Genomic DNA, 15,846 nt, shown 5'->3' with positions numbered 1-15,846 from the left:
GGTGGTCGGGGCGCGAGTGTCACCGGGGCAGAGGGCTCAGCGCAACCTGAGCGAGTAAAAATACGCTTCTCCTATGCCTGTCCACTGGCTAAGCTCGGGCTTCCGAATTCCTGACGAGATCTGTTTATGCCGCAGCAATGGCCAGCCGCCGATATCGCCCAAATGATTCTTGACGGTTTTGATGATTATCGAGAGCATTTTCGGCAGATTGCCGATGGTGCTCAGGCGCGCTTCGAACAAGCGTTATGGCAGGAAGCTCAGCGAGCATCGGCAGCGCGGATCAATCTCTACGAAGAGAAAGTCAGCGAAGTGACCGAGCGTTTGCACGGTACGTTCGATGCCCAGAGCCTGCTGGATGTAAGCTGCTGGCCGCTGGTCAAAAGTGCGTACATCAACCTGATCGACGTACGGTTTGACGATGAGCTGGCGGAAACCTGGTTCAACTCGATTTTCTGTGGCCTGTTCAGTCATGACCTGATCAGCGACGGCTGCATGTTCATCCACACCACACGTCCGTCTCTGCGCCGCCACGACAAGGCGGCTCAAACCCGCACTTATCGGCCCCAAGGCGAACTGTCGAGCATGCTCAAGCAGATTTTTGCCGAGTATAAGTTCGATGTGCCGTTTGCCGACTTGCCGGGTGATCTGCAACGGCTCGAAGGGCAATTGCGGGAAAACCTGCCCGATTGGGTGTGCAAGGACCCGGCGCTCAGCGTGGAGCTGTTCTCGTCGATTCTGTACCGCAACAAAGGGGCGTATCTGGTCGGGCGCATTTTCACCCAGGACGAACAGTGGCCGCTGGTAATCCCCCTGCTGCACCGTGAAGGCAGCGGTATCCAGATTGATGCGCTGATTACTGATGAAGCTGATGTGTCGATCATCTTCTCGTTTACACGCTCGTACTTCATGGTCGACGTGCCAGTGCCTGCGGAGTTTATCGGCTTTCTCAAGCGTATTTTGCCTGGCAAGCACATCGCCGAGCTGTACACCTCGATCGGCTTTTACAAGCATGGCAAATCCGAGTTCTACCGCGCCCTGATCAACCATCTGGCCACTACCGACGACCGCTTTATCATGGCGCCCGGCGTGCGCGGCATGGTCATGAGCGTGTTCACCCTGCCGGGTTTCAATACGGTGTTCAAGATCATCAAGGACCGCTTCGCGCCGTCGAAAAACGTCGACCGTGCCACGGTGATCGAAAAATACCGTCTGGTAAAAAGCGTCGACCGGGTAGGGCGTATGGCCGATACCCAGGAGTTCGCCGATTTCCGTTTTCCGTTGAGCAAGTTCGATCCTGAGTGCCTCGCCGAACTGCTGGACGTGGCGGCGTCGACCGTCGAAGTAGAAGGCGATACCGTCCTGATTCGTCACTGCTGGACCGAGCGGCGTATGACGCCGTTGAACCTCTATCTGGAAAATGCCAACGAAGCCCAGGTGCGCGAAGCACTGGACGATTATGGGTTGGCGATCAAACAGTTGGCTGCGTCAAATATTTTCCCCGGCGATATGCTGCTGAAGAACTTTGGCGTGACCCGTCACGGCCGGGTGGTGTTCTACGATTACGACGAAATTTGCTACCTGACCGAAGCCAATTTCCGCCGCATCCCGGCGCCGCGCACGCCCGAAGATGAAATGTCCTCGGAGCCTTGGTACTCGATTGCTCCGCTGGATATTTTCCCTGAGGAGTTTCCACCGTTTCTGTTTGCCGACATGGGCCAGCGCCGGCTGTTCAATGAACTTCACGGTGAGTTGTACGACGCTGACTACTGGAAAAGCCTGCAAGACGCGATTCGGGCGGGCAAGGTCATCGACGTCTTTCCCTACCGGCGCAAAGGGCGCATGGATGAGACGCTGGCCTGAGTCTTCAGCGCGGCAGTGCGCTGACTGCGTCTAGATGAGCTGTCAGCGCCCGCCGCATGAAGATTGATGGCTAGCCAGCAGGGCGCTGACGCCAGTCACCCCGTGCTTATGCCTTGCCCCGAATCAACGCCCGCAACGCGAAACGGTTGGGGTGGCAGGCTTCGGCAATGCTGCGGGGCAACGGCAGGGGTTCGTTGTCCAGCCAGGCAGCGAGCAATTCGCCTGACAGTGGCGCGGTGATCAGCCCACGAGAGCCATGACCACTGTTGATGTACAGGCCGTCGAGCCAAGGGCAAACGGTATCCGGCACTTGTCGGGCATCTTTGCCCAGCGCCGCGTAAGCCTCCAGAAATCCCTGTTTATCCGCCAGTGGGCCGACGATGGGCAAGTAGTCCGGGCTGGTGCAACGGAATGCCGCTCGTCCTTGCAGGTGCTCAGGTTCCAGCGCGTCTGCGCCCAGCCGCTTGAGCAAGTCTTCGGAGATTTCCTGCAAGAGTTCGAGATTGCTCTGGTGCTCGGCAGTGGTCGGCGTCAGGTCATCGCTTTTGAAATCGAAGCTCGCCCCTAGCGTGTGTTCGCCCAGCCGGGCGGGCGCCACATAACCTTCGGCGCAGACCACGGTGCTCAAGGCTTCGCTCGCCGGGGTCTGGGCAAGCCGGGTGATCTGCCCGCGAATACGTTTGAGGGGTAATTCCGCGCTGGCCGGGAAGCGCTTGACCTCTGCGGCGCCGGCCAATATCACCACCGGAGCCTCGTCGAGCAGTCGCTCGCCATCCCACGCCTGCCACTGTTCGCCGTTACGACGCAGTTCCAGTACGTCGTGATGTGCCAATAGCTGAATGTTGGGGTGTGTGGCCTGAAACCGGCACAGCGCCGGCGGATGTACCCAGCCACCCTCCGGGAAAAACAAGCCACCGCAAGACAGTGCAATACCGGCTCGGGCTTCTGCGTGTGCCTGGTCCAGCACGTGTAAGAGTTCGGGGGGAAACGCTTGTGCCAACTGCGCCTGGCGTTCGGCCTCCTTGTCATTGAAGGCCAACTGCAACACGCCGCAGCCGTCCCAGTCGGTACCCCGTTGCAGGTATTCCAGATGGCGGCGGGTGTAACCAAAGCCGCTCAAAATCAGTTGTGACAACGCCGTGCCGTGGGCAGAAAGCTTCAAGTACAGCACCCCTTGCGGGTTGCCCGAAGCTTCCTGCGCCAGATCGTCGTGGCGTTCCATCAGGCTGACCTGCCAACCCCGCGCAGCGAGGCTGGCAGCTGTTGCGCAACCGGCCAGGCCGGCGCCGATCACCAACGCCTTGCGCTGAGTCGTGATCGGCGCCGGGCGGGCAAACCAGGGCTTGACGACTGCAGGCTTGGGCACGTCTTCCGGCCAGCCGATAAACGCCCCGCGCAGCACCTCCCATTTATGCCCGATACCCGGCGTGCGGCGCATTTTGAAGCCCGCTGCGTTCAGCGCGCGCCGTACCCATCCGGTACTGGTGAACGTGCTGATGGTCGAACCCGGCGCCGCCAGCCGTGCCAGTTCGGCGAAGAGTTCGGGAGTCCACATTTCCGGATTTTTTGCCGGAGCAAAACCGTCGAGGAACCACGCATCAATCTGCCCGTCCAGCTGCGGCAACATGTCTAAAGCGTCGCCGATCAACAGGGTCAAGGTCACGCGCCCGCCGTCGAACACCATGCGCTGAAAACCGTCATGCACGGCGATGTACTGATCGAGCAATTGCCCGGCGCAGGTGGCCAGTTCGGGCCATAAGGCGAGGGCACGCTGCAGATCGCTGTGGGTCAGTGGAAATTTCTCGACGCTGACAAAGTGCAGGCGTGCGTCGGCGACGGCGTGCTCGGCAAACAGCTGCCAGGCGCAAAGAAAATTCAAGCCGGTGCCGAAGCCGGTTTCACCGATGACCAGACGCTCGCCTGCCGCCAGAGCCGCAAACCGGTTTGTCAGATCATTCTGTTTCAGAAAGACATGACGTGTTTCGTCCAGACCGGATTGGGTGGAGAAATAGACATCCGAGAATTCCCGCGAATGAGGATTACCCTGTTCGTCCCAGTCGATCTGGGCGTGGGATGTGAAGGTCATGGTCGGCTCGACGGCGGCAGGAGCGCGGGATATTAACGCAATCAGCGAGTTGGTGAGGGCGCAAGGGGTAGAAGGGGGGTCCCTTAAGCCTGTTCAATTGACCCATCGCAACGAATGGCTGTCTTACCCAGCATTGATTCATGCGATCCGTTAGTCTTGACGATCTTGAAGGGGAGCTGTGCATGTTCGAATCCGCCGAAATCGGTCACGCCATCGACAAAGAAACTTACGACGCCGAGGTGCCGGCGCTGCGCGAGGCATTGCTCGACGCGCAATTCGAGCTCAAGCAGCAGGCGCGTTTTCCGGTGATCGTATTGATCAACGGCGTCGAAGGCGCGGGCAAGGGCGAGACGATCAAGCTGCTCAATGAATGGATGGACCCACGGCTGATCGAGGTGCGTACGTTCGATCAGCAGACCGACGAAGAACTGGCCCGACCACCCGCGTGGCGCTATTGGCGGCAGTTGCCGGCGAAAGGGCGCATGGGGATTTTCTTTGGCAACTGGTACAGCCAGATGATTCAGGGGCGAGTGCATGGCCACTTTAAGGATGCCGTGCTCGATCAGGCAATCAATGGCGCTGAACGTCTGGAGAGAATGCTCTGCGATGAGGGCGCGCTGATTTTCAAGTTCTGGTTTCACCTGTCCAAAAAGCAGATGAAGGCCCGGCTCAAGTTGCTTGAGGATGACCCGTTGCACAGCTGGCGCATCAGCCCGCTGGACTGGCAGCAATCAAAAACCTACGACAAATTTGTCCGCTACGGTGAGCGCGTGCTGCGTCGAACCAGCCATGATTATGCGCCTTGGCATGTCATCGAAGGCGTGGATCCGCATTATCGCAGCCTGACCGTCGGGCGGCTGTTGCTCGATGGGCTACAGGCAGCCTTGGCCAACAAAAGACTCCCTCAGGGTCCGCTGACCATTGGCCCGCTGCCGACCAATATTGATGACCTCAGCCTGCTGAACAGTCTCGACATGACTCAGCATCTGGAAAAAGAAGATTACGAAGAACAACTGATTACCGAACAAGCGCGCCTGGCGGGCAACGTGCGTGATAAACGCATGAAGCGGCACTCGCTGGTAGCGGTGTTCGAAGGCAATGATGCCGCTGGCAAAGGCGGTGCCATCCGGCGGGTCGCGGCGGCGCTGGACCCGCGTCAGTACAATATCGTGCCGATTGCCGCGCCCACCGAGGACGAGCGTGCACAGCCTTATCTCTGGCGCTTCTGGCGGCATATGCCGCCACGCGGCAAATTCACCGTGTTCGATCGGTCGTGGTATGGCCGGGTGCTGGTAGAACGCGTTGAGGGTTTTTGCAGCCCGGGAGATTGGCTCCGGGCATACAGCGAGATCAACGATTTCGAAGAACAACTGACCGATGCCGGCACCGTGGTGGTCAAGTTCTGGCTGGCCATCGATGAGCAGACTCAACTGGAGCGTTTCGAGGCGCGAGAGCAGATTCCATTCAAGCGCTTCAAAATCACCGAGGACGACTGGCGCAATCGGCAGAAATGGCCGGACTACCGCGTGGCCGTGGGCGACATGGTTGATCGCACCAGCACTGAAATCGCACCGTGGACCCTGGTTGAGGCCAATGACAAACGCTGGGCGCGGGTGAAGGTGTTGCGCACCATCAATAACGCGTTGGAAGCCGCTTTTGAAAAGGACAAAAAGTCTAAGTGACGCCATGATTTTCCATACAGCCAGTGAATGATCATCGCGGACAAGGATTGTCTGGCCCTATGCTCAATGCCTTCTCATCAACAATAAGAGTGGAGGTGTGTCATGCGTGAAGTGGTGATTGTCGATAGCGTGCGGACGGGGTTGGCCAAGTCGTTTCGCGGCAAGTTCAACCAGACCCGTCCCGATGACATGGCAGCCCATTGCGTCAATGCACTGCTGACGCGCAATGGCCTGGACCCGGCGTTGGTCGAGGACTGTATCGTCGGTGCCGGTTCCAACGAAGGTGCGCAGGGCTACAACATTGGCCGCAATGTGGCGGTGCTGTCGAAGTTGGGCATCCAGGTTCCCGGCATGACCCTCAACCGCTATTGCTCATCGGGCTTGCAGGCCATTGCAATCGCGGCCAACCAGATCGCTTCCGGTTGCAGCGAGATCATTGTTGCCGGTGGTGTCGAATCCATCAGCTTGACCATGAAAAGCATCAACACCGACAACCTGATCAATCCATTGCTTAAGGAACAGGCCCCGGGGATTTACTTTCCCATGGGCCAGACCGCCGAAATCGTCGCGCGCCGCTACCATGTCAGCCGCGAGCAACAAGACCTCTACGCCTTGCAAAGTCAGCACCGCACTGCAGCTGCTCAAGCTGCGGGGCTGTTCGATGATGAAATCGTGCCGATGGCCGTGACCTACCGCGTCGAGGACAAAAATACTGGTGCGATTAGCCTGGTTGAAGGCATCGTTGATCGTGACGACTGCAATCGTCCGGACACCACCCTGGAAAGCCTGGCGGGCCTGAAGCCGGTATTTGCCGAAGACGGTTCGGTGACCGCAGGCAACTCGTCGCAGTTGTCCGATGGGGCTTCGATGACGCTGGTCATGAGCCTGGAAAAAGCCCTGGAGCTGGGCCTCAAACCGCGTGCGTATTTCCGTGGCTTCACGGTGGCGGGTTGCGAGCCGGACGAGATGGGGATTGGTCCGGTGTTCTCGGTGCCCAAATTGCTCAAGGCCAAAGGCCTGCAAGTGGCCGACATCGACCTTTGGGAACTCAACGAAGCCTTCGCGTCGCAGTGCCTGTATGCGCGTGATCGCCTGGGAATCGATAACGCCAAATACAACCTCAGTGGTGGCTCGATCTCCATCGGCCACCCGTTCGGCATGACCGGTTCGCGCCAGGTCGGTCACCTGGTTCGCGAGCTGCAACGGCGCAACCTGCGCTACGGCATCGTGACCATGTGCGTCGGCGGCGGGATGGGGGCAACGGGGTTGTTTGAAGCGTTCAAGTAGAGCGCTAACTGCTGGATCGTCTTCGCGGATGAATGTGCACCCACAAGGTCTCTACGACCTTTGTGGGTGCTATGTCTTAAAGCCTGCTCAACGTCTTCTGCCGCAGGATATAGATCGTCACCAGCACTGCGCTGGTCAGCATGAAACCGCGTGCCCATGGCAAAGGCACCAGATAGCAGGACAGGCCGATGCTCAGCCACATCAGGCCGACGGCGTAGACTTTGCCCTTGAGCGGGATGCCGTTACCGTCGAGGTAATCACGAATCCAGGGGCCCAGATGGCGATGGCTGACCAGCCACTCATAAAAGCGCGGCGAGCTTCGGGCGAAGCAGGCCGCTGCCAATAATAGAAAGGGCGTGGTGGGTAACACCGGCAAGAAAATCCCGATCACCCCCAACGCTACACTCAGCCAGCCAATGCCCTGAAGTACATGGCGTACAAGCCAATGTTTGCTTGTACGCGTCGAGTCTTGCGCCATAGGCGTGGGCTCAGTGGTGGCGAGGCTTGAGAATCGCTGGTTTCTCGTCCGGCGCCTGCAGGAGCAGGTACAGCGCGGTCAGTGCTTCCGGGATCTGCACAATCATGTCATCCATCAGATTGGCGTCCTGGGCGATGTCGGCAAATTCTGGCTGTTCGTCGAACAGACCCGAACCGACCATGATCGGCAGGAGCATTTCGCTGACTTCGTCTTCGGCGCTTTCGAACCATGCGTTTTCGCGCAGGAATACGCCTTCCATGAAGCCGATGCACCAGCCGCGGAGGTCGGAGTCATCTGGCTCGTCACCGAGGTCCAGATCACACGGCAATTCGAACTCTTCGTCGGACGCCAGTTGGCGGGCGATATGCGCCTGCAACTGGATCAGCGTGGCTTCGATTTCTTCGCGCTGGGCATCACTGGTGTAATGCGGCGGCTCGGAGAACAGCGTATCGATCCACTCACGCTCAGGGACCGTTTCGGCACAGATCGACAGCGCGGTCAGGTAGCCGTGGGCGGCCACATAGTCCAGCGCTTCGTCATGCAGCTCATCGGCATCGAGGAAGGCTTGCAGGCGGTGTAGTTGCTCAGCGAAGGACATTGACGGGCTACCTTGGGAATAAACAATGCTGAATTCTAGGCTGTGTAGGGCCTGTGCGCCAGTACAGAGGCGCTTAGAAGCTGTTATGTCTTTTATATCGACCGCCGGTATCGCCTTTGCGCTTTGCCTGGAACCCCTCGGGTATAATGCCGCGCTTTGCGATGCCAATAGCGATTGCGACAGGCTGTAGCAGGGTCGCTTCTGCAATATTTTGGGGTTTTTATGCTCGAACAGGCTCAACGCGTACTTAAAGACATCTTTGGTTACGACAGTTTTCGTGGTCGCCAGGGTGCCATTATTGAGCGTGTTGCCAATGGCGGCGATGCTTTGGTGTTGATGCCCACCGGTGGCGGCAAGTCCTTATGCTTCCAGGTCCCGGGCCTGCTGCGTGAAGGCTTGGCAGTGGTGGTTTCACCGCTGATTGCCTTGATGGACGATCAGGTCGCGACCCTGGAAGAACTGGGTGTGTCGGCGGCCGCGTTGAACTCCACGCTGAGCGCAGAGCAACAGCGGGATCTGGCCAACCGGATACGGTTGGGCGAGATCAAAATGCTCTATCTGGCGCCCGAGCGCCTGGTTCAGCCGCGGATGCTGGCCTTCCTGCAGAACCTGAAAATCGCCCTGTTTGCCATCGACGAAGCACACTGCGTGTCACAGTGGGGGCATGATTTCCGTCCTGAATACTTGAAGCTGGGGCAGCTCGCCGAGTTGTTCCCCGACGTGCCGCGTATCGCCCTGACCGCCACGGCCGATAAACGCACCCGTGAAGAGATCGTCGAGCGCCTGCATCTGCAGAACGCCGAGCGCTTTCTCTCCAGTTTCGACCGGCCCAACATCTTTTATCGCATCGTGCCCAAGGAACAGCCGCGCAAACAGCTGCTGGCATTCCTTTCCGAGCGGCGCAGCGATGCGGGCATTGTCTATTGCCTGTCACGCAAAAAGGTCGATGAAGTCGCTGCTTTCCTGTGTGACAACGGCTATCCGGCCTTGCCGTACCACGCCGGGCTGCCTAACGAGACACGTGCCTTCAACCAGAAGCGCTTCCTCAATGAGGAAGGCCTGATCATGGTCGCGACCATCGCTTTCGGTATGGGCATCGACAAACCCAACGTGCGGTTCGTCGCCCATATGGACTTGCCCAAGTCGCTGGAGGCGTACTACCAGGAGACGGGCCGCTCTGGCCGTGATGGCCTGCCCGCCGATGCCTGGATGGCCTACGGTCTGCAAGACGTGCTGATGCTCAAGCAGATGCTGCAAAACTCCGAAGGCGACGAGCGACACAAGCGCCTTGAGCAACACAAACTCGACGCCATGTTGTCGCTTTGTGAAGAGACCCGCTGTCGCCGACAGACGTTGCTGGCCTACTTCGACGAAGACATGCCTAACCCGTGCGGTCATTGCGACAACTGTGTCGATGGCGTGCAGACCTGGGACGCGACCGAGCCTGCGCGTCAGGCTTTGTCGGCCATCTATCGCACCGGCCAACGCTATGGCGTCGGCCATCTGGTGGACGTCCTGTTGGGTCGCGACAACGACAAGGTGAAGAGCTTTGGTCACCAGCATCTGGCGGTTTTCGGCGTCGGCAAGGCGCGTGCAGAAGGTGAGTGGCGCTCGCTGTTCCGCCAGTTGGTGGCGCGCGGCCTGGCCGATATCGATCTGGAAGGCTACGGCGGCCTGCGTTTGAGTGACACCTGCCGACCGCTCTTGCGCGGCGAAGTCACGCTGGAACTGCGCCGTGATTTGAAACCGCAAACCACCCCGAAAAGCGGTTCGGGCAGCCCGGCCAGTCAATTGGTTCGTGGCGAAGAGCGCGAGCAGTGGGAGGCCTTGCGCGCCCTGCGGCGCAAATTGGCCGAAGAGCATGGGGTGCCGCCTTATGTCATTTTCCCCGACTCGACCTTGCTCGAGATGCTGCGCAGCAAGCCCGGATCGTTGCCGGAAATGGCTCAGGTCAGTGGGGTCGGTGCGCGCAAGCTGGAGCGTTATGGTGAGGCCTTCCTCGAGGTGCTCAGTGGTACCGCCGAGGCCCCACGGGTTGTGGCTGACCTGCGTCACGAATTGATCAGCCTGGCCCGCGCAGGTATGACGCCGGCGCAGATTGCCGGCCAGTTGCAGTGCACCGAAAAGAACGTCTACACGATGCTCGCGGAGGCTATCGGCAAGCAGCAACTATCGCTGGAGCAAGCGCTGGATTTGCCTGAGGACGTGCTCAATGAAATTCAGGATGCGTTCCTTGATGGCGAAGGAGAATTGCCTGCGGTTGCCGCCGTTGCCGCACAGTTCGCCGGTCGCGTGCCAGACGGCGTGCTGTATTGCGTGCGTGCGGCGCTACAGTCCGAGTTTGAAGTCTGATTTTCCTGGAGTTTTTACCCCCTGCGACGATTGGTTACAGTGAGTGACACTTGCCTCGGTGCGGGCATCATGGTTAGCTGACTAATAATTAGTACAAGCCTTTAATCATGAGTTTCTTATGCCTTTAACTGATCAACACCGCTTCGGCATGCAATTGGCGCAGATGTCACGTGGCTGGCGAGCCGAGCTCGACCGGCGTCTCGCTGACCTGGGCCTGTCGCAGGCGCGCTGGCTGGTGCTGCTGCACCTTGCGCGCTTCGAAGAAGCACCGACGCAACGTGAGCTGGCGCAGAGTGTTGGCGTCGAAGGGCCGACCCTTGCGCGTTTGCTCGACAGTCTGGAAGCTCAGGGGCTGGTTCTGCGTCAGGCGGTGGTCGAAGATCGACGGGCCAAGAAAATCGTTCTGTGTGCAACGGCGCGGCCGCTGATCGAAAAAATCGAGACAATCGCTACCGCGTTGCGCCATGAACTTTTCGTCGGCATCGACGAGGACGAGCTGGGAATCTGCATGCGGGTACACGCACGGATCCTGGCGAACCTGGAAAAATCCTGAACACCTGACATTCAGTGGCTCAAGCGCTTTTACCCCTTTAAGCATTGGTGAAAGCGTGCGAGCATCAGGCCCGATTTGCCCCCATACTTGCGCTATCTGCGTGTGACAGCGAATGTGCTGAGAAGCCTGCTTTGGTTTTTATAAGGATTTTCATGCTGAAGAGTTCTCAGGCCGCGTTAAAGCGGGCCGATCGCCCGTTGCGGCAGGTCGTTCGTCAATGGTGTGTGGCTGCGGCCGCAACATCACTGTTTTATTCGGCACTGGCCCCAGCATTGGGGCTCGGAGATATCACTCTGCATTCGGCGTTGGATCAGCCGTTCAATGCCGATATCGAATTGGTAGAAACCGCAGGCCTGAGCGCGGATGACATTGTGGCGAGTCTTGCTTCGCCGGAAGCCTTCAGCCGGGCAGGCATCGAACGCCTGTTCTTTCTCAATGATTTGCGCTTTACCCCCATCATCCATGGCAATCGTGGTGTGGTGCATGTGGAGTCGAGAAAGCCAGTCACTGAGCCTTACCTTAATTTTCTGGTGCGCCTGGTTCGTCCTAATGGCGACGTGCTGCACGCGTATACGGTGTTGCTCGACCCGCCCGACTCGGCGATAGGCGCAGCCGCGTCGCGCTCCAGGCTAGCCGATCCTTCTTCACAGCGCGGTGCCGAATCACGTATGCCCGTCGCGCCGCCGCAAGCGGTGCAGGGTAATCGCTACACGGTCGCCAGCGGCGATAACCTCGGAACGATTGCCAGGCGTCTGCAAGGGCCGGGCAGCAGAACGTCCGCCAGTGAGCTGGCCCGAGGTATCGAGGCGCTCAATCCCCAGGCGTTTCCCAACGGTAACAGCACTCGGTTGAAAGTCGGACAGAGCCTGCTGCTGCCAGACAGCGCGGTGTTGCCGCGTTCGACAGGGGTGCCTTCGGTCGCAGCAGCCACTCAAACTACGCCACCCCCTTCGGCGGCAAATGAAGCAGCAGCTTCTGCGGATGGGTTGCAGAAAAACGCTGAGCAACTGGCCACCACGGTTATCGAGAATCAGCAACTGACCAAAACCGTGGGCGACCTGAAAGGGCAGATGCAAGCGCTTGAGGGGCAGATTTCGGGTAAAGACAAGCAGCTCACCGAACTGAATGCCGCCCTGGCTGAACTAAAGTTATCCACAACCAAAACGGTCACCCCCGTTGTCCCGGCTGTTGCCGTGACGCCAACGGCGGTGCCCGCCCCGCCAGTAACCGAGGCGCCAGCGGAGGAATCGTCCGGCAACATGCTGCTGTTGTCGGGGGCAGTGTTGGTGCTGCTGTTATTGCTGGGGTTGGCTTATTCCGTACGGCGCAAGCGGTTGATAAACGCCCTGCCTGTGCAGAATATCGTCGACACGCCTGCGCCGAGACCCACGATGGCAACTGCTGTGCCCGTGGTTGAAAAACCTTCCGTGGTCGCTGCTCCGACAGCGCCAGTGGTTGCGGTTCCGACGCCTGGTACCCAACGGTTGGCCGGTGCTGCCACCGATGCCATGGACGGTGCGAGCATTTATATCGCTTACGGCCGGATCAGTGAGGCGCTGGGCATTTTGCGCGATGCACTGCAGAAACAGCCGCAGCGCACGGATCTGCGCCTGAGAATTCTTGAGTTGCTGGCCCAGCAGGGTGACGCCGACGGTTTTGCCCGCGAGGAGCAAGCGGCGCTCGATCAGGGTGTCAGTGCGGACAAATTGCAGGAAATACGCGCGCAGCATCCCCAGTTGTTCGCGACACCTTCACCCGCGCCAGAGGCTCTACCGCTGCCTTCGTCAGAACCGGTGCTGCCTGAAGCGGTGGTCAATGAGCCTGTTGCCTCTTCCTTGAGCGCGCAGCCTGCTGACGAATTCCAATTGAACCTGGAAGATTTGTCGATGGACGCCGATTGGGATTTGGTCGATCCCTTCGAAACCACTCCAGCCGTACGCAGCAAAAGCCACCCGGAACAAGCGCCGACGGAGGACCTGGATTTCGCGTCCAACCTCACGGAGTTGCCAGAAGTCTTCGAAATGCCTGATGAGCAGTTCCTCAGCGACTTCTCAGAGCCGGAGCCTATTCTCCACGCCAGCAGCGACAGTCTGGATGATGCGTTTCTTGAAGGCTTCATGGATGATTCGGCGGGCTTCGATATGCTCGACCTGAGCGACGAGCCCCTGAGCAAAATCAACCAGGCTCAGGTGTTGATTGATGACGGTGATCTGCAGGCTGCGCGTGAGCTGCTGCTGGAAGTGATCAACGAAACTGACGATAACCAGCAGCAGACTGCTCGGGATTTGTTGGCGGGAATAAGCTGATTGCAGGGTGGTTGCGGGCAGATTGATCCCATGCCTTGCGTGGGATCAGCGACCGGCTCTTAAAATGTCTGCCCCAGATTCAGATAAAGCGCCTTTTCATCGTCATCGTTAAAGCCATAACTAAAGTTCAGCGGACCTAAGGGCGTATCAAAGCCAAGGAAAATGCTCGCGGCATTGATATAGCCACTGTCGAAGTCGTTGTCGTTGTCCCAGGCTCGACCTCGCTCAAGGGATGCGCCGATGTACAGCGGGAAATCCAGTGGCAGGTAAGCGCGCGGTGTCAGGCGGCGATAGTACACGGCGCGTGTCAGGTTGATGTTCTGCCCGGAAATAGCACTTGTCTAAACCCTGATAACTGTCGTGCGCCTCCCAGCAGGAAGCTGGAGGGGACCACTTCGGCTTTGTTCAGGGTGCGTCCGTAGCGCCCGCCGAAAACCCAGGTGTTGGACCCGTCGCTCAATGCTTTGTCCAGTTTGAATTCCAGTTGGCGGTAGTCCTGATCAGAACCCAGGCCTTGATCGAACTGGCGTAGGCTCAGACCGATATTTTCGCCGGAATGCGGAAAGTAAACATTATCCAGTGAGTCGAACGAGTACTTAAGCTCATAGAAGCCCTCGGTGAAGCTCACCTTCGGCAAGTCGCGCTCGCCGATACGCACATTGGCCTCACCCCAGGCCTCGCCGACGCCAAAGCGGATTTCGCCGTTGTTGCCAATTTGCCGACCAACGTTCAGACCAATGCCGTAGCGCTCCAGGCGGTATTCGGCGATCGGGTCGTTGTCCAAAACACTTTCGACATTCGTTGACTCAGCGCGTAGATAGGGCGCGACGAAGTAGCGTGAGCCCACATCCAGAGGCTGATAGAACTCGGTATACAGTTCCTGTTGATCACCAATTTGTGCGCGGGTCAGCCATTCAGCGCCAAGTCTGTTGATGCCATTGATCCGGTAGCTGGCGCCGAGGTTGAAAGCGCTGTCACCGCGCATGTCATCGGACAGATTCAGGCCTAAGCGCAGGTAATCTGTGCCGCTTCGCTTGCCGCGGGCGCTGATCACCAGTGTATTGTCGCGGCCCTTGTGCACCACCCGGTAATGCACCTGCTCGAAGTAATCGAGCCCATACAGCGTGCCCATGTCGGTTTGCAGGCGACCCAGGTCCAGCGGCTCGCCGAGGGGTTGGCGGATATAGTAGCGAACCACCGAATCATCGACTTTCGAATCGTTTTCAACCTTGATCGCGCTAATCAGCGGCGTGCGCTGGCTCGGATCGCGTGCCGCAGTCAGTTGCGGGGCAGACGGTTCGGCGGGGCGCAGGGCCGTCAGGCGGGCATCGAGAATGCGCGTGGCGCGGTAACCTGCGTCGATCATCTCCTGAGCGCGGCCGAAGTCAGTGACGCCAAAACCCGCCAGCGGCGGTTGAATCAGGATGTCATTGGGGTGCAGCGTCGCCAGTTGTTCCTGGGAGTTGCGCTGGGTCATCAGGGTGATTGACTGGTTGAGCACATCAATCACCGTTGCCAACTGTTTTCGGTTGCGCAACGGCGTGCCGATATCGACGACGATGGCAATGTCGACCCCCATCTCTCGGGCGACATCCAAGGGAATGTTGTCGACCATGCCGCCGTCCACCAGCAGTTGTCCATTGACCTCTACCGGGGCGAATACTGCCGGGATCGACATGCTGGCGCGAATCACCTGGGGCAGATGCCCCTTGCGAAACACCATCTTCTCACCGCTGACAATGTCGGTCGCCACGGCGCGGAAGGGGATCGGCAGCTTGTCGAAATCCCGGATGTCGCTGGCATGAGCCAACAGGCTTTCCAGAAGCAGGGCCAGGTTTTGTCCCTGAATCACTCCTAACGGCAAGCCGAGGCTGCTGTCATCGCGGAAGCTGAGTTTCTGTTTGACCAGAAAGTCACGGTCATCTTGCTTGCGCCGAAACGGCACGTCCTTGCGTGGGGGCGCGTCCGACAGTGCTTGTTGCCAGTCGATGTCGAGCGCGAGTTTTTCCAGCTCATCAATCTTGTAACCCGACGCATACAGCCCGCCAATCACCGCACCCATGCTGGTGCCGGCGATGGCGTCGATCTTGATGCCTTGTTCCTCCAGCGCTTTGAACACGCCAATATGCGCCAGCCCACGGGCTGCGCCTCCGGACAGCACGAGGCCGATCCTGGGTTTTGGCGGTTCGCTGACAGGGGGGGCGGCAAGCAGGGCGGAGGGGAGCAAACAGATCAGGCAAAGCAACAGGCGGCGCATCTTGAATCTCGGGGGCAAACGACAAAGGCGGCTATTATAGGCAGCTCAATCATCCGCCTTTGAGCGCCAACCCTTGAGGAGTGTGAGTCAGGATATGTCTCTCGCCAAACCTGAAATCGTCATCACCTACTGCACCCAATGCCAATGGCTTCTGCGGGCTGCGTGGCTCGCTCAAGAGTTGCTCAGCACGTTTTCCGACGATCTGGGCAAAGTTTCGCTGGAACCTGCGACCGGTGGGGCGTTTCGAATTACGTGCAATGGTTTGCAAATCTGGGAGCGCAAGGCCGATGGCGGGTTTCCTGAAGCCAAGGTACTCAAGCAGCGAGTGCGTGACCAGATCGACCCGCAGCGCGACCTGGGGCATAACGATCGTCCGCAGGCGTAAGC

General features: G+C 58.9%; 10 protein-coding genes and 1 pseudogene. 7 read left to right on the top strand and 4 right to left on the bottom strand.

All coding sequences use genetic code 11. The features are described 5' to 3' along the window. Positions 1 to 126 precede the first annotated feature (126 nt). Positions 127 to 1,860, top strand: coding sequence for a bifunctional isocitrate dehydrogenase kinase/phosphatase (gene aceK, locus AC1MEA_RS00425; protein ID WP_449632752.1), 1,734 nt, complete (start codon positions 127 to 129; stop codon positions 1,858 to 1,860). Between the two features lie 106 nt (positions 1,861 to 1,966). Here aceK and mnmC read toward each other — a convergent pair whose 3' ends face one another. Beyond that, positions 1,967 to 3,946, bottom strand: a complete 1,980-nt coding sequence (mnmC, locus tag AC1MEA_RS00420) for a bifunctional tRNA (5-methylaminomethyl-2-thiouridine)(34)-methyltransferase MnmC2/FAD-dependent 5-carboxymethylaminomethyl-2-thiouridine(34) oxidoreductase MnmC1 (protein WP_480916337.1) — start codon at positions 3,944 to 3,946, stop codon at positions 1,967 to 1,969. Positions 3,947 to 4,128: 182 nt separating this feature from the next. Here mnmC and pap point away from each other — a divergent pair, with 182 nt between their 5' ends. Beyond that, complete coding sequence (pap, locus tag AC1MEA_RS00415) at positions 4,129 to 5,628, top strand: polyphosphate:AMP phosphotransferase (protein ID WP_449632750.1); 1,500 nt, start codon at positions 4,129 to 4,131, stop codon at positions 5,626 to 5,628. Positions 5,629 to 5,730: 102 nt separating this feature from the next. Further along, positions 5,731 to 6,915 (top strand): thiolase family protein, encoded by a 1,185-nt coding sequence (locus tag AC1MEA_RS00410; RefSeq protein WP_449632749.1) that lies wholly within the window; start codon positions 5,731 to 5,733, stop codon positions 6,913 to 6,915. 76 nt (positions 6,916 to 6,991) lie between these two features. Here the strand turns inward: AC1MEA_RS00410 and AC1MEA_RS00405 are convergent, their stop codons facing one another. After that, positions 6,992 to 7,393, bottom strand: a complete 402-nt coding sequence (locus AC1MEA_RS00405; protein WP_219064206.1) for a YbaN family protein — start codon at positions 7,391 to 7,393, stop codon at positions 6,992 to 6,994. A 10-nt stretch (positions 7,394 to 7,403) separates the two neighbouring features. Further along, positions 7,404 to 7,991, bottom strand: coding sequence for a UPF0149 family protein (locus tag AC1MEA_RS00400; RefSeq protein WP_219064205.1), 588 nt, complete (start codon positions 7,989 to 7,991; stop codon positions 7,404 to 7,406). 222 nt (positions 7,992 to 8,213) lie between these two features. Between AC1MEA_RS00400 and recQ the strand changes: the two genes are divergently transcribed. The 3 genes from recQ (at position 8,214) to AC1MEA_RS00385 (ending at position 13,202) form a co-directional block, all read left to right on the top strand. Beyond that, complete coding sequence (gene recQ / locus AC1MEA_RS00395) at positions 8,214 to 10,343, top strand: DNA helicase RecQ (RefSeq protein WP_480916336.1); 2,130 nt, start codon at positions 8,214 to 8,216, stop codon at positions 10,341 to 10,343. A 118-nt stretch (positions 10,344 to 10,461) separates the two neighbouring features. Beyond that, positions 10,462 to 10,896: a MarR family transcriptional regulator gene (locus AC1MEA_RS00390; protein ID WP_219064203.1), complete on the top strand. Its 435-nt coding sequence runs from the start codon at positions 10,462 to 10,464 to the stop codon at positions 10,894 to 10,896. A gap of 152 nt (positions 10,897 to 11,048) precedes the next feature. After that, positions 11,049 to 13,202 carry a motility hub landmark protein FimV gene (locus AC1MEA_RS00385; RefSeq protein ID WP_480916335.1) on the top strand — a complete coding sequence of 718 codons (2,154 nt, stop codon included), beginning with the start codon at positions 11,049 to 11,051 and terminating at the stop codon, positions 13,200 to 13,202. Positions 13,203 to 13,261: 59 nt separating this feature from the next. On the opposite strand, the pseudogene AC1MEA_RS00380 reads toward AC1MEA_RS00385, so the two are convergent. Next, positions 13,262 to 15,459, bottom strand: a pseudogene (locus tag AC1MEA_RS00380) (patatin-like phospholipase family protein). A gap of 94 nt (positions 15,460 to 15,553) precedes the next feature. Here AC1MEA_RS00380 and AC1MEA_RS00375 point away from each other — a divergent pair. Further along, positions 15,554 to 15,844, top strand: coding sequence for an Rdx family protein (locus AC1MEA_RS00375; RefSeq protein ID WP_480916334.1), 291 nt, complete (start codon positions 15,554 to 15,556; stop codon positions 15,842 to 15,844). Positions 15,845 to 15,846: the final 2 nt, after the last annotated feature.

The sequence above is a fragment of the Pseudomonas sp. ASL8 genome (assembly GCF_056680355.1).
The sequence above is the reverse complement of the archived record's forward strand: the minus strand, read 5'-3'. Positions and strand labels throughout refer to the sequence as shown.